The 16,155-nt window shown below is 37.5% G+C and carries 12 protein-coding genes; 10 read left to right on the forward strand and 2 right to left on the reverse strand.

Going from position 1 to position 16,155, the window contains the following annotated elements; translation table 11 throughout:
* Positions 1-86: 86 nt before the first annotated feature.
* The 5 genes from guaB (at position 87) to gloB (ending at position 6,683) form a co-directional block, all read left to right on the forward strand.
* A complete protein-coding gene (guaB, locus tag NH286_RS01185; RefSeq protein ID WP_265236254.1) occupies positions 87-1,538 on the forward strand; it encodes an IMP dehydrogenase in 1,452 nt (483 codons plus the stop codon).
* 152 nt (positions 1,539-1,690) lie between these two features.
* Positions 1,691-3,622 carry an aconitate hydratase gene (locus NH286_RS01190; RefSeq protein WP_265236256.1) on the forward strand — a complete coding sequence of 644 codons (1,932 nt, stop codon included), beginning with the start codon at positions 1,691-1,693 and terminating at the stop codon, positions 3,620-3,622.
* A gap of 2 nt (positions 3,623-3,624) precedes the next feature.
* On the forward strand, positions 3,625-4,623 hold the full coding sequence (locus tag NH286_RS01195) for an isocitrate/isopropylmalate dehydrogenase family protein (RefSeq protein ID WP_265236258.1): 999 nt from the start codon (positions 3,625-3,627) through the stop codon (positions 4,621-4,623).
* Position 4,624: 1 nt separating this feature from the next.
* Entirely contained in the window at positions 4,625-5,956 is a 1,332-nt protein-coding gene (locus NH286_RS01200; RefSeq protein WP_265236260.1) for a citrate synthase, read from the forward strand.
* 34 nt (positions 5,957-5,990) lie between these two features.
* On the forward strand, positions 5,991-6,683 hold the full coding sequence (gene gloB / locus NH286_RS01205) for a hydroxyacylglutathione hydrolase (RefSeq protein WP_265236262.1): 693 nt from the start codon (positions 5,991-5,993) through the stop codon (positions 6,681-6,683).
* 28 nt (positions 6,684-6,711) lie between these two features.
* Here the strand turns inward: gloB and NH286_RS01210 are convergent, their stop codons facing one another.
* Complete coding sequence (locus NH286_RS01210) at positions 6,712-7,254, reverse strand: DNA-3-methyladenine glycosylase I (protein WP_265236264.1); 543 nt, start codon at positions 7,252-7,254, stop codon at positions 6,712-6,714.
* Positions 7,251-7,784, reverse strand: a complete 534-nt coding sequence (locus NH286_RS01215; protein WP_265236265.1) for a methylated-DNA--[protein]-cysteine S-methyltransferase — start codon at positions 7,782-7,784, stop codon at positions 7,251-7,253. The genes NH286_RS01210 and NH286_RS01215 overlap by 4 nt, the downstream gene beginning before the upstream one ends.
* 72 nt (positions 7,785-7,856) lie before the next feature.
* Here NH286_RS01215 and NH286_RS01220 point away from each other — a divergent pair, with 72 nt between their 5' ends.
* The 5 genes from NH286_RS01220 (at position 7,857) to NH286_RS01240 (ending at position 16,155) form a co-directional block, all read left to right on the forward strand.
* The gene (locus NH286_RS01220) at positions 7,857-9,029 is read left to right on the forward strand and encodes a YcjF family protein (protein WP_265236268.1); all 1,173 of its coding nucleotides are present in this window, start codon (positions 7,857-7,859) and stop codon (positions 9,027-9,029) included.
* A 181-nt stretch (positions 9,030-9,210) separates the two neighbouring features.
* Positions 9,211-9,684 (forward strand): hotdog domain-containing protein, encoded by a 474-nt coding sequence (locus NH286_RS01225; protein ID WP_265212685.1) that lies wholly within the window; start codon positions 9,211-9,213, stop codon positions 9,682-9,684.
* A 1,548-nt stretch (positions 9,685-11,232) separates the two neighbouring features.
* Positions 11,233-12,654, forward strand: a complete 1,422-nt coding sequence (locus NH286_RS01230; protein WP_265236270.1) for an LCP family protein — start codon at positions 11,233-11,235, stop codon at positions 12,652-12,654.
* Between the two features lie 8 nt (positions 12,655-12,662).
* The gene (gene murJ / locus NH286_RS01235) at positions 12,663-14,192 is read left to right on the forward strand and encodes a murein biosynthesis integral membrane protein MurJ (RefSeq protein ID WP_265236272.1); all 1,530 of its coding nucleotides are present in this window, start codon (positions 12,663-12,665) and stop codon (positions 14,190-14,192) included.
* Positions 14,193-14,406: 214 nt separating this feature from the next.
* Entirely contained in the window at positions 14,407-16,155 is a 1,749-nt protein-coding gene (locus NH286_RS01240) for a nucleoside-diphosphate sugar epimerase/dehydratase (RefSeq protein ID WP_321160840.1), read from the forward strand.

Below are 16,155 nucleotides of genomic sequence, written 5' to 3' on the forward strand. Positions count from 1 at the left end.
ATCAAAGTATAGTAAGAAAAATAATTATTCCAGCTTATATTTAGCCAGTACTGGCTAGGTAAATTCAAAAAAGAAATGAGGTTATTATGAAAATTATTGGAGACGGCTTAACATTTGATGATTTACTATTAGTACCAGGTCCTTCAGAGGTCCTACCTAATGAAGTTGAAGTAGGAACAAGATTGACTAAGAAAATCAAGCTCAATATTCCACTCATGTCAGCATCCATGGATACAGTTACAGAATCTAGGATGGCCATAGCTATGGCTAGACAAGGCGGCATAGGTATCATCCACAAAAATATGTCCATAGAAGAGCAAGCTAGAGAAGTCGACAGGGTAAAAAGAAGTGAGCATGGGGTTATAACTGATCCTTTCTTCCTTCATCCATACAATACCCTTGCAGATGCTCTAGAAATTATGTCAAATTACAGGATTTCAGGAGTGCCAATAGTAGATGATCAGATGTATCTTAAGGGAATTTTAACCAACCGTGATGTAAGATTCCAAGAAGACCCAAGTGTAATTATTGATGATATAATGACAAAAGATGGCTTGATAGTAGGTCATGTTGGTATTTCAATGACTGATGCTGTCAAAAAGATGGAATCAGGCAAGGTTGAAAAACTACCTATAGTTGATGATGATTTCAAACTTAAGGGCCTTATTACCATCAAGGATATTGAAAAAACTCGCCAATATCCAAACTCAGCTCGTGATGACCACGACAGGTTATTAGTCGGTGCAGGTGTTGGTATTACAGGCGATATGATGGAAAGGGTTGATGCCCTAGTAGAGGCAAAAGTCGATGTAATTGCCCTAGATACAGCCCACGGTCACTCTAAAGGAGTTATGGATGCTGTAAGAAAGATAAAAGCTAAATATCCTGAACTACAAGTTATAGCCGGCAATGTTGCCACAGGCCAAGCTACCAAAGACCTCATAGAAGCTGGAGTAGATTGTGTAAAGGTAGGTATAGGTCCTGGTTCAATATGTACAACTAGGGTTGTAACTGGTGTCGGTGTTCCACAAATATCAGCCATTATCGATTGCTATAAGGCAGCTAAGGAATACGACATTCCAATAATAGCTGATGGTGGTGTTAAATATTCTGGTGATATTACAAAGGCTCTTGCTTGTGGAGCAAGTGTAGTAATGGCAGGATCCCTATTTGCTGGTACTGAAGAATCTCCAGGAGAGACAATCATGTTTGAAGGTAAGCAATTTAAGGAATACCGTGGCATGGGATCTCTTGCAGCCATGAAATCAGGCTCAAGCGATAGGTATTTCCAAAATGATACCAAAAAATATGTCCCAGAAGGAGTAGAAGGTAGGGTAGCCTACAAGGGATCAGTAGGTGATGTCATCTACCAACTTCTCGGAGGCCTAAGGTCTGGTATGGGATATGTTGGTGCCCAAAATCTTGTAGAATTAGAAGAAAAAGCAAGATTTGTCAAAATAAGCCCAGCTTCTCTTGTAGAAAATCACCCTCACGATATTCAAATCACAAGAGAATCTCCAAACTATACTAAAAAATAATTTTCATAAATCACTCTGTCGCTTAAGATCCATCTTTTGTGGCGGGGTGATTTTTCTTTAATAATTCATGGATAAATATTAGATGGTATTTTTAAAAATTCAAAGTATAATACCCACTATACGATATCACATTAAAGTAAAAAGGAGTTCATATGGCTTTATCATTAGCTATGAAAATATTTAAAAATCACTTAATAAAAGGAGAGCTTAAAACAGGGGAAGAAGTTGCAATAAAAATTGACCAGACCCTTACCCAAGATTCGACAGGCACTATGGCCTACCTCCAGCTTGAGGCAATGGATATAGAAAATGTCGCCACAGAAAACTCTCTAGCCTACATAGATCACAATATTTTGCAAGCAGGTTTTGAAAATGCTGACGACCACGAATTTATAAAGTCAGCTGCCAACAAATATGGCATTACCTTTTCAAAGGCAGGTGCAGGTATCTGCCACCAGGTAAATCTAGAGCAATTTGCAAAGCCTGGCCAAACCCTCCTAGGATCTGACTCCCACACGCCTACAGCCGGTGGCCTTGGCCAGCTTGCCATAGGGGCAGGAGGCCTTGAAGTGGCTGTTGCCATGGCTAGGGGTTTTTATTTTGTAAAGGTCCCTAAGGTTTTTAGGGTGAATTTAACCAAGAAGCTAAATAAAAATGCCAATGCCAAGGACATTATCCTTTATATCCTAGGCAAGCTCACCGTAAAGGGTGGTACAGGCTATATCATGGAATATACAGGCGATGGGGTTAAGAGTCTTTCTGTAACAGACAGGGCAACTATCTGCAACATGGGAGCAGAGCTAGGTGCTACCACATCGATTTTCCCATCTGATAAAAACACTTTGGCATATCTTAAGAGCCAAAATAGAGAAGAAGACTATGTTGAAATATCAGCTGACCCAGGAGCCTTTTATGATGAAACTATAGACATAGATTTAAGTAAGATAGTGCCAGCTGTCGCCAAGCCTCATTATCCAGACCAATATGCAGTGGTTGGTGATTTAAAAAAGATAAAGCTTGACCAAGTTGCTATCGGATCTTGTACAAATTCATCCTACATGGACCTAATGAAGGTAGCTGCTATTCTTGATGGCAGGAAGGTTCACCCAGATGTATCCCTAGTTATATCACCAGGTTCTGCTACAATTTTAGAAAAGATTTCAGAAAATGGTGCCCTTGCTACAATGATAAAAGCAGGCGCAAGAATCTTAGAATCAGGCTGTGGTCCATGTATAGGTATGGGTCAAGCACCAAAATCAGATGGCGTTTCCCTAAGGTCCTTTAATAGGAACTTTAAAGGGAGATCTGGCACCATGGATGCGAAGATCTATCTTGCAAGTCCAGAAACCTGTGCAGTAAGTGCAGTCCTAGGATATATAGCAGATCCTAGCGAGCTTGACTATCAGGAAAATTTTCCAAAAGACGTAGATTTTAACCATACAGATGCCTACTTTATAAGACCAGAAGATGACCATACCAAAAGAATTAAAGAAACTATAAAAGGAAAAAATATCAAGCCTTTCCCAAAGGCAAGCAAGGCAAGCGATATAGATAAAAAGGTAGTCTTTAAGGCAGGAGATGGAATAACAACCGATGATATTTGTCCATCAAATGCCAAGCTCTTGCCATTTAGGTCAAATATTGCCTACCTATCCGAATATGCCTTCACAACTAAAATCGACGACTTTAAGAAAAGATGTGAAGACATGGATGGTGGAGTGATCCTTGCAGGCGAAAACTACGGCCAAGGCTCATCCAGAGAGCACGCTGCCCTAATCCCTCTATATCTAGGAATAAAGGCAGTTGTTGCCAAGTCCTTTGCCCGAATTCATAGGTCAAACCTCATAAATAACGCAATTCTTCCACTAGTATTTGAAGACCCTGCAGACTATGATAAAATCGACGAATACGATGATATTAGAATTGTAAATATGAAAGAATCTATAGAAAAAGATTCCTATATCTTAGAAGATTTGACAAAAAATATCAAGATAAAACTAAAATCAGATTTCTCAGAAAGAGAAAAGCAAGTTCTCCTAGATGGAGGCTACCTAGCTTATGCTAAAAATTTAGTATTGGAGTAAGTATGAAAGTAACACTAATAATGGGTGATGGTATAGGCCCAGAAATAAGCCAAGCCATGAAGGAAGTGGTAGGAGCCCTAGACCTTGACCTAGAATTTGAAGAAATAAATGCAGGCCTTTCCGTCTTTGAAAAGGAAGGCACCTATATACCAGAAGCCCTCTTTGAATCCATAAATAAAAACAAAATAGCTATCAAGGGCCCAATTACAACACCAATCGGCCACGGCTTTAGGTCTATAAATGTGGAATTAAGGAAGAAATTTGACCTTTATGCTAATATCAGACCAATCAAGGCTCCAGGTCCATTAGAGTTAAAATTTGATGGTGTAGACATGGTAATCTTCAGAGAAAATACCGAAGACCTCTATACAGGAGTTGAAGAGCAAATTTCAGAAAATGAAGCCCACTCCATAAAGATAATCACAAGAGATAAGTCAGAAAGAATTATAAGGGCTGCCTTTGACTATGCCCAAGCTCAAAACAGGAAAAAGGTGAGTGTCGTAACCAAGGCCAATATAATGAAGCTAACTGACGGCCTCTTCTTAGATGTGGCAAGGGATGTCGCAAAAGCCTATCCAGATATAGAAATGGAAGAAATCCTAGTCGATAACACTGCCATGCAGATGGTCATGCACCCAGAAAGATTTGATGTTCTTGTCACAGAAAACCTCTACGGCGATATCCTATCAGACCTTGGAGCAGGCCTTGTAGGAGGTCTTGGCCTCATGCCAGGAGTTAATAAGGGTAAGGACATTGCAATTTATGAATCAATCCACGGCTCAGCCCCTGATATAGCTGGTCAAAACCTTGCAAATCCTATTGCCATGCTCTTAACCCTCTGCCTAATGCTAGATGATATAGGAGAAAATGCCAAGGCCAAAATGATAAGAGATGCAATCTATAAGACCCTATCAGATAAGGCAAATTACACAAAAGACCTAGGTGGTTCTGCTACTACAAAAGAAATCACTCAAGCGATAATCGACAATCTAGGGGCCTAGGATGGAAATTAATAAATACGTAGGCCCTATCAAAGAACTAAATAATATAGACAAGAGCCTCTATGACAAATTTGATATAAAAAGGGGCCTTAGGAATAAAAATGGGACAGGAGTCCTAGTTGGCATAACCAAGGTGGGGGATGTTTGTGGCTATAAGATAGAAGATGGCAAGAAAATCCCCGCCCATGGCGAGCTTTACTACAAGGGCTATCCCCTAACTAAGCTTGTAAAAGATGTTGAAGATACCCACAGGCTTGGCTTTGAGGAAGTTATTTATCTTTTGATTTTTAATAGCCTAGCCCAAAAAGAAGAGCTTGATGGCTTTAAGCAAATTCTAGCATCAAATATGACCCTACCTAGGGGATTTTTTGAAAACACCATTCTTAACCTCCCAGGAACTGACATAATGAACAAGATGATGGGTTCAATGCTAGCCCTTTATACCTATGACAAGGACCCTGACAATACATCTATTGAAAATGTTCTAGGCCAATCCCTTTCGCTTATCGCAAAGATTCCACTACTTGCCATATATTCCTATCAGGCAAAACTACATAAATTTGGCAGAGAGTCGCTTATAATCCACAATCCAAGCCCAGATAAGTCAATTGCAGAAAATATTCTTTCCATGCTAAGACCTGACCAGGCCTATAGCAAGAAGGAAGCAGAAATCCTAGACCTCTTGCTCATAATCCATGCAGAGCATGGAGGAGGAAATAACTCAGCCTTTGCAACTCACGTCGTATCTTCATCGGGTACAGATACCTACTCATCAATTGTAGCAGGCCTTGCCTCACTCAAGGGCCCTAGACACGGAGGAGCTAATATAAAGGTAAGCAGGATGCTAGATAATATCAAGGAAAATATTAAGGACATTGAAGATGAGTCAGAGATTAAAGCCTATCTAGAAGAGATCCTAGATAAAAAGGTCTTTGACAAGAAGGGCCTAATATATGGCCTAGGCCATGCAGTTTACACCTTATCAGATCCTAGGGAGCTTCTTCTAAAAGAGAAGGCCAAAGAGATAGCAGAGATAAAGGGCAGGATGAAGGACTTCCTCTTTATAGAAAGGGTCGAAAATATTGGGGCAAGGCTTATTAAGGATAGGAAAAACATGGCCTATCTGCCATGTGCCAATGTCGACCTATATTCAGGTTTTGTATATGATATGCTAAATATTCCAAAAGACCTCTACCTACCAATCTTTGCTATAGCAAGGACAGTAGGCTGGTGTGCCCACAGACTCGAGCAAATCGAAGATGAAAAAATCATAAGGCCTGCCTACAAGTCTTTAAATGACAAGAAAGAATACATCCCAATGGATAAAAGGTGAAAAGATTGGGTATAAGTCATTCCGAGGAGTTTATATGAAAGTATCTTATATAAAAGCATTTGAAGACAATTACATTTGGACCTTAGAAAAAGACAATGACATAATCTTAGTTGATCCAGGCGATGCAAAGCCTGCCCTTGAATATTTAGACGGTAAAAATCTTGTGGCAATCTTACTTACCCACAAGCACCTAGACCATGTAGGTGGGGTAGAAGAGCTTAAGAAAAAATATCCAAAGGCTAGAGTCTTTGGACCTATAGAAACAGAAAATCTAAATGATAAGACCCTAAAAGAAGGAGATTCCTTTAGCCTTCTAGACTATGATTTTAAAGTAATAAAGACAGCTGGTCACACCTATGAGCACATTTCTTACTTGGTAGATGGAAGGCTTTTTTGTGGAGATGCCCTATTTTCATCAGGTTGTGGAAGAGTCTTTACAGGAAGATTCGACTTATCTTTTAAGACAATCGATAAAATAAGGTCTCTTCCAGAAGAAACCCTAGTCTACCCAGCCCACGAATATACAATAAAGCACCTCACCTCATCTAAAAATATCATAAAAGAAGACTTCATGGATGAAGAAATAAAAAAGGCAAAAGAAAGCCTAGCTTTAGGCAAGCCAACCCTTCCAACAAGCATAAAAAGAGAATGGAAGATAAACCCACTATTTAAGGTAAAAGATCCTTACGAATTTAAAAACTTTACTAAACTTAAGAATATGGACTGAAAAAACTCCCAAGCTTAGAAAATCTAAGTTAGGGAGTTTTCTTTAGGAAACAGTCATCATCATGGGAATTTATAAAGCCTACCGCCTGGAGGAATGAATATATTGTCGTAGATCCTACAAATTTCATGCCGCGTTTTTTAAGGTCATTTGATAGCTTATCAGAGATTTCTGAAGTGGTCTTATCATTTTCATAGATTATCTCATCTCCTACAAAGCCTTTTAAGTAAGCATAAAAAGACCCGAATTCTTCTTCAATTTGTTTAAAAACCTTAGCATTTGTAATGCTAGCCCTTATCTTTAGCTTATTTCTAATTATATCAGGATTATTTAGAAGCTCGTCTATCTTTGCTTCATCATAGCTTAGTATTTTTTCTAAATCAAATCCATCATAAGCCTTGCGGAAGGCCTCTCTTTTATTTAGAACGATTTCCCAAGAAAGACCTGCCTGAAAGGCTTCTAAAATAAGCATCTCAAATAGATAGACTTCATCAAAATTAGGCTTTCCCCACTCCTCATCGTGGTAGCTCACATAGGTGGGGTTATTAAGATTTACCCAAGAGCATCTTTTCACAATAGTTTTCCTTTCTTTGGCATTTTAAACTTAGCCATAGGATGGCCTTCTAGCTTAAGCAGTTCGTATTTATTATCTATCCCTCCTGCATAACCTGTTAGATTCATATGGCTGCCTATAACCCTATGACAAGGGATGATTATAGAAATAGGATTGGCCCCAACAGCTCCACCCACAGCTTGGCTAGACATAGTTTTTATTTTTCTTTTCTTGGCAATAAGGCTTGCTATTTCCTTGTAGGTCATGACCTTGCCATAGGGGATAGTAAGGAGGATTTCTATTACACTTTTCCTAAAATCACTCATATGAGGCAAGATGAATTTAGGGATAAAACTAGGATCTTTACCCTCAAAGTATAAATCTAGGAAGTTGATGGTATCTTTAAAAATATCAGGCTTATTTTTTAGAAAATCATCCTCGTCAAAAGGAAATGCCTTCTCAAAATAAAGACCAGTAAGAATATTTCCTGCAGAAGTCATAATTATATTATCAAAATTTCTTGGAGTATAGTATTTATATAAGTAATTCATTTTCTTATCGTTCGCTTTCAAAATAATTATACCAGATTAGCGGTATGAATTTAAAATTATAAAGGAGGACCCATGGTTCTAGATCCTATAAACATTGCCCAGGAGGCAATTGACCTAATAAAAGAAAAGATTAATAACCTAAATAAGTTAAATATAATTGTAGCAGGGAAGACGGGAGTTGGTAAGTCTACCCTTATCAATGCTGTTTTTAAGGACAACCTAGCCGAGGAGGGCCTGGGTAAGCCTGTTACCACCCACATGAGAAAGATAAGCAAGGAGGGAGTTCCTCTTAATATTTATGATACCAAGGGTTTTGAGCTTGGAAAAGATGTTCAGGAAGAGGTCAAAGCTGAGATAATATCTACTATTAATAAGGGCCTTAGCAAAAATGACATCAACGAGGCAATCCACTGTATCTGGTATTGTATAAACACTAGCTCAAATAGGGTAGAGCCAGAAGAAATAGAGTGGATAAGGGAGCTCACCCACGAGAATAAGACGACCCAAGTGCCAATCATAATTGTCCTAACCCAGTCAATTTCAAAGAAAAATGCCGAGAAACTTCGTTCTATAATTGAGGATGAAAACCTCGATATCATCCAAGTCGTGCCAGTTCTTGCCAAGGACTTTGAGATAGATGATGTAGGTACAGTCAAATCTTTCGGCCTAGATAGGCTAATAAATATTATGGGACATGCTCTGCCAGAAGAGCTCCAAGACACCCTCCAACACGTACAGATAGCAAATTTAGAAGCAAAAAAGTCAAGAGCAGTTAAGGCTGTAGCTGCAGCAGCCCTAGCTGCCACAGGTCAAGGTGCAGCCCCAATTCCCTTCGCCGATGCCACTTTGTTAATCCCAACCCAAATCGCAATGATAGCATCAATTACAGTCATATTTGGCTTCGATATCAATAAATCAGTTATCGCAGCCCTAGTTTCATCTACCCTAGGATCTGGAGGTGCCACACTTTTGGGAAGAACAGTTGTAGCCAATATAATAAAACTAGTCCCAGGAGCAGGATCTATAGCAGGAGGAGCCATATCAGCAGGCACAGCAGGAGTAATCACAGCAGCCCTAGGCACAGCCTATATAGCTATCATGGAGCAAGTCTTTAAGGGAGAGATGAAAATAGAAGACATCTCAACAAAAGAAGGCAAGGAAAATATCCAGCAAATCTTCAAAGAAAACCTCAAAAATGGCAAGGAAAACTTAATGAAAATCCTTGAAAAGGGTAAGAAGAAATAAATTCAAATAAGAAGCATTTAATAAATAGTTAAAAACAATTTGATCTAACCACATCTAAATCGCTCAATAATCGAGCGATTTTTTGAGTTGTAGTATTGTTTATAAAGTTCATATTTATGGGTATAAAATCAAATATAATAGACATATAAAAACAATATTGAGAGTATGGAAAGGAAATGAAATGACAGAAAAAATCGCAATCCAAGAGACCTATGGCGAAAAATACCAACACTGCTGGGGATGCGGTGTTCAAAATAAAGAAGGCCTCCACCTCAAATCCTACCCAACTGATGATGGAAAAGAAGTAATATGCAAGGTAAAACCAGATAAGATGTACACAGGAGGAGTCCCATTTAACCTTTTCGGCGGTATGATAGCAATGCTATTTGACTGTCACGGCACAGCCAGCGCAGCCTACTTCAACCACCACGCACAGGGCCTAGAACTAACTAAAAACACAGTAATCCAAAGATACATCACAGCCAGACTAGAAGTAGACTTCAAAAAACCAACCCCAATGGATGAAGAAATCATAATCAGGTCAAGCCTAGCAGAACTAGGAGAAAGAAAAGCAATAATAGAAATGACCCTAGAAGCAAAAGGAGAAATAAGAGCCAAAGCCAAAATGGTAGCAGTAAAAATAAAAGACCAATAAAAAGACAAAGCCCTCTGAAATAAAAAATAAGGGGGCTTTTAAGTTTGATAAACAAACGAAAAAGGACAAAATCAAACGCAAGATTCTTGCGTTTGAAACGTAAAAAACACAAAACAAATTGAAGTTTTCGAAGAAAACCCACATTTCCCTTTCTTCGGCCTCAGTTGCAGCCCGTCGGCTCCAGGAGACAAGTCTATTAGAACTGCTTAGAAATTGTTATTCATAAAAATCAAAGAAAAACTATATACACTATTCGTATAAGCAACATGCTGTTAAAAGTGTTTCTATTAATTTAAGCTTGTGTAATTGATCCCTCTGCTACGGTCGGGATAAGGGGAGTAAAAGATATTGGTACAAGGGAAGGAGAAAGTGGTAGAACAGAGAAAAGTAAAACTATGCCGTCACCATCCTCCCTTCTCGAACGAACGTGAGAGAACTCATCGATCCTCTCATATCGGGATATGTAATTACATCGGTATTAGGTGAATATCGTTATTACCTTATATCTACAAAAAGTTTTCGCAGAAAACTATCCTTTCCCTTGCATCGACTTCAGTGGTAAGCCCGTCGGCTCCAGGAGACCAGTCTATTAGAACTACTCCGGCGTTATTATTTACTTAAATCAAAGCGTAAATATATCTTTAAAAATATTAATCAAAACAATCTCAGATTTCTCCGCTCGCTAAACTCGGTCGAAACAAGGGAGGAGAGCAAGCTCGGTCGGATCATTGAAACCCAGCCCTTTGGAAGCGACCCTCCCTTCTCGAACGTAGTGGCAAGCCCGTCGGCTCGTTGAGGGCAAGCCCGTCCGGCTCTTGGAGGACCCCATAGCTATGTATATATAGGGTTCTGTATCTACATCGGCATTAACTAAATATAATCATCACCTTTAAATAAAAAAAGTTTTCGAAGAAAACTTCCCTTTCCATTGCTTCGAGAGCAGTGCAAGTTTGTAGGATCCAGGAGACCGAGTCCGTCCGAATCAACATTCTCCCATTTCGAACTTTGTGAGAAATCTCATGGTTCTTTTAATATAGGGTTCTGTACCTACATCGGTATTAGGTAAATAAAACTATTACCTTCTATAAATATGAAAGTTTTCGAAGAAAAGTCACCCTTCCCTTTCTTCGAGCTCCGTCGAGAAGTCTATTAGAACTGCCAGAGCGTCATTATTTTTTAAAATCAAAGCACAACTATATCTTATAAAATATTAATCAAAACAATCTCAGATTTCTCCGCTCGCTATGCTCGGTAGAAACGAGGGGAAATAAAGTTTTCGCAGAAAACAACCCCATTCCACCCCAAAACGTTTTCTAACAACCAATAAATCACAACCAATTTTAGCTTTCTTGACATTATTTGCAAATAACATAAACAAACCCTTGATTTTGTTTACAAAATCACAATTTTATATTATAATTTAATATATATCTATATGTCTTAACATGAATTTAATCAAATCACATAGTATTTTGTTAAGCTTTTTACTATCTTGCAAAATATTTATAATAAAAGATAATATAGATATACTAAACACAGGAGCAACTAATGGAAAGCATAAAGAAACATCTTCCAAAAATTATAATTATAATTTCATTATTGATGAACGTAGCCTTCGCTTATTTTATCAATAGATACAATATTCTACCAATGAAATACAGGCTACTAGCAATAGGAAGCTCTATTTTGCTTATGCTTATCTATATTCTTTTATACACCAAGGGTAAAATCAAGGGCGCTTTTAATGTGCTCTATTTGATAGCCCTTCTTTTTATTGTCTTAGGCCAGGGAGTTGCCATGTCCTATGCCAATACATCCATCAGGACAATTGATGAAATCAACAAAAATAAGAACATTACAAAAACACAGATGTCCTATATAGTAAGGAAAGATTCTTCATATAAGAGTCTAGAGGATATCAAAGATGCAAGTCTTGCAACATCAGAGGCAGACAATGAAGAAACTATAGATAAGATAATAAGCGAATACAATGACATATATAAGGGAAATTTATCCAAGGTCAAATATGTAGACTACATAACCCTAGCCAAAAGTCTTTTAAGCGGCAAAGAGGAAGTAATCCTCCTCAATGAAGGCTTTAGACAAATAATAGAAGAAAATATTGAAGACTTCGCAGACCAGACCAGAATTCTAGACTCAGTCCTAGTAGAAGGCAAGAGCGAAGAAAAGGAAAAGGAACAAGTCGCAAAAGATGATTCCTTCAATGTATATATATCAGGTATAGACACCTACGGATCCCTATCCACAGTGTCTAGATCAGATGTCAACCTTATAATAAGTGTCAACCCAACAGCAGGCAAGGTCCTAATCACAACCATACCTAGGGATTCCTACGTCGATATCCCAGGCATAGGCAAGGACAAGCTAACCCACGCTGGCCTATATGGAGTAGACAAATCAATAGCAACCCTAGAGGGCCTCTTTGGAGAGGATATAGACTACTATGCCAAGGTCAACTTCACCACCCTAAAAGAATTAATAGACCTCTTAGGTGGAATAGAAGTAGAAAACCCAAGAGCATTTTCAGCAGATGGCTATAATTTCATTCAAGGTAAAAACCACTTAGATGGTACTGCTGCCCTAGTATTTGCCAGAGATAGATACCACCAAGCAGCTGGAGACTTTGACAGAGGCAAGAACCACACTAGGATAATAGAGGCAATTATAAGAAAGATGCTCAGCCCTCAAATGCTCCTAAATTTCGGAGACATAGCGGGTGTAGCACTCAAATCAGTAAACACAAACATGCCTTATGATAAAATGATAGAATTAGTCAATAGACAGCTAGATGAAGGCAAATCATGGAAGATAAAAAGCCAAGCTCTAGAAGGTGCGGGTACCATGGACCTACCATCAGCTCTCATGCCAGATTCTAGATTATATATGATGGTACCAAACGAAGATTCTAAAAACAAAGTTAAGGAAAGTATAGAAGAAAATAACAAGTAGGGGAAGATATGGGTCAGACAACAATACTCATAATGATTTTAACAATTGTATCAAAAATATTTGGATTTGTGAGAGAGTCAGTTATGGCCTCCTTTATAGGAGCTGGTGAGCTAAAGTCTATTTATACTACAGCTATGACCATACCTTATGTTCTTTCTGGGATAGTTGCAACTGGACTTTTATCTTCATATATACCAGTTTATCATAAAGCGATGAATGAAGATGGAGAAGAAAGAGCTAAAGACTTCACTTCCAATTTAATAAATACTTTGTTAATTTATGGAGCAGTAGCAATTGTGCTAGTAATTTTGTTAGCTAGGCCTCTATCTAAATTATTCTCTCCGAAATTAGATGGAGAGGCTCTTGATCTTGCTGTTGATTTTACAAGGATAATGTCTTTATCAATACTAGCTTTTTTATCATCTTCTGTACTTAGTGGATATTTGAATATAAAAGGAAACTTTGTTGATCCTGCAGCAACTGGAATTATTCTAAATATAATTATAATCATTTCTACGATTATTACTGGGAAGTTGGGTAATCCATATATTTTGATTATAGGTACTCTTATAGCTCAGATTTTACAATTTACTAGATTTCCTTTTGCAAGTAAGAAATTAGGTTTTAAATATAAAAGAATATTTAACTTAAATGATATATATATTAAATATCTCATGACAATGATGATCCCTATTATATTATCATCAACTGCTGATCAAGTATCAGTACTGGTAGATAATTCTATGGCATCAGCTTTTTTTGGTGTTGCATCAGTATCAAAGATATTTTATGCTAAGACAATGTTAAATTTTATAACTGGAGTAGTTACTATGACTGTTGCTACAGTGTCATTTCCTGAAATAGCCAGACTTGGTCAAGCAGGAAAAATAGATCAAATGAAAAGCTCAGTATCGTCAGCTATTATTATGACAATGCTTTTAGTAATACCAGCTACATTTGGGATGATGGCTCTAGCTAATCCTATTATAAAGCTTGCTTTTGAAAGAAATGCCTTTACATCAGCTGATACAATAGTCGTTGCAGGGCTTATGTTTTCTTATGGTCCATTTATAATATTTACTTCATTTATAAAAATCTTAGGAAATGCATTTTATTCTGTGGGAGATGCTAAGACGCCTGTAATTATTATTCTTATCCAACAAGCAATAAATATTGTACTGAACTTTATTCTTGTTAAGTTCTTTGGCATTAATGGATTGGCTTTAGCTACAGCAATATCGACGGCTATAGGCACTATCATAATGTTAATAGCCTTTAGTAAGAAAATTGGCAGCTTAAATATTAAGAACAGCCTGATTTCGTTAATGAAAATAACATCATCATCACTTATTATATCAAGTATTTCGGCGATTTTATATAACTTTATGAGTATAAGAGTGGGATTAATATTATCCCTATTATTATCTGTTTCGATAGCTGGAATGATTTATTTACTTCTAATATATTTACTTAGAATTAATGAAGTTAAAGACCTATTAGCTTCTTTTAAGAATAAGATTAGAGAGAAAGGAGAATAGTTTGAAAAGTGGAAAAGGAATATTTAGGAAATTTCTAGTTTTGTTATTTTTTGACATTATAATAATCAATTTTTCATACTTTTTTGCCTTGTATTTTAGGTTCGATTTAGAGTTTTCAGCCATACCTACAGAGTAATTGTCGGCTTTTATCAAATATGCTTTTATAAATACAGCTATTACAATCATTATTTATTCATTATTTAGACTTTATAAGATGATTTTGCAATATGCATCATATAATGAGCTTATTCAGATTAGCTTGGCCTGTATCATATCGCTATTCACTCATATTATAGGTATAACATTATTATTCGAGAGAATGCCAGCCTCATATTTTATATTTGGCTTTATCATTCAATACACTGGCACAGTAGCACTAAGGTTTGCCAAAAAGCTACTTATCCAAGCTAGGTATAATGTACTTAGGAGAGACCCTTCATATAAGAAGGCGATAATAATCGGGGCTGGCTCTGCTGGTCAAACTATAATGGAAGACATTAACAAATCTAATGTTCAAGAAAATACCAGGATAAAGGTAGTAGGATTCATAGATGATGACCCAAGCAAGAAGGGCCGCTATATAGATAATACAATCATATATGGTGATAGAGATAAGATAAAAGAGCTAGTAGATAAGGAATTTGTAGATCTAATCCTAGTAGCCCTACCATCAGCGGCAGAAAGAGATAAGAAAGAAATCCTTAGCATATGCAGTGATACAAATGCAGAGGTAAAGGTCTTACCAGGACTTTATCAACTTGTATCAGGTAAGATATCAGTATCCAAGATGAAGGATGTGGAGATAGAAGACCTTCTAGGTCGTGAACCAGTCAAGATTTTTTCTAACGAAACATATGAATACCTCAATGACCAGGTAGTACTCGTCACAGGAGGGGGTGGCTCGATTGGTTCTGAACTATGTAGGCAGATTGCCCAATATGGTCCTAAGCTTCTTATAATTTTCGATATATACGAAAACAACGCCTACGATATAGAGCAAGAATTAAAAAGGACTCACAAAGACCTCAATTTACTAACCTTAATTGGGTCTGTAAGAGACTACAACAGGGTCAAACAAGTATTTGAAACATATAAGCCTAGCATAGTATTCCATGCTGCAGCCCACAAGCATGTACCATTAATGGAAGTAAGCCCAATGGAAGCTATCAAAAACAATGTCAGAGGTACTTATATAGTAGGACTCTTATCATTAATATATAATGCAAAGCGTTTTGTTCTGATATCTACAGACAAGGCTGTAAACCCTACATCTATAATGGGGGCTACAAAGAGAGTCTGTGAGAAGATAATCCAAGGACTAAACGATGTTAGAGAAAATAAAAATTATAGGATACTAAGCAAGATAGTAGCAAGGGATGGTGACCATACCTTTATAGTCGACCCAGTTACAGAATTAGCTGGCAAATCTCAAAGGACAGAATTTGTAGCAGTACGTTTTGGAAATGTCCTAGGGTCAAATGGTTCAGTAATACCATTGTTCAAAAGACAAATAGCAGAAGGGGGCCCTGTTACAGTTACCCACCCTGATATTATTAGATATTTTATGACAATTAAGGAAGCTGTAAAACTAGTTCTCCAAGCAGGGTCTATTGCTGAGGGTGGCGAAATATTCGTCCTAGATATGGGAGATCCTGTTAAGATTGATGACCTAGCGAGACAGCTAATCAAGCTATCAGGTTATGAACCGGATATAAACATGAAGATAGTCTACACTGGCCTTAGACCAGGAGAAAAGCTCTACGAAGAAAAACTAATGGATGAGGAGAACCTATCAGAAACAGTCCACGAAGGAATATCAGTAGGAAAGCCATTAGATTTCTCAAGGGAAGATTTCTTCAAAGACCTAGAGTCAGTAATAAATGAAGAACACTTAGATAATGATGATATAGTAGAGATAATTAATAAACTTATTACTACATTTATAGGAAAACAAAGGAGTTAA

The organism is Anaerococcus sp. NML200574 (assembly GCF_026131665.1).
Classification (GTDB): Bacteria; Bacillota; Clostridia; order Tissierellales; family Peptoniphilaceae; genus Anaerococcus; species Anaerococcus kampingae.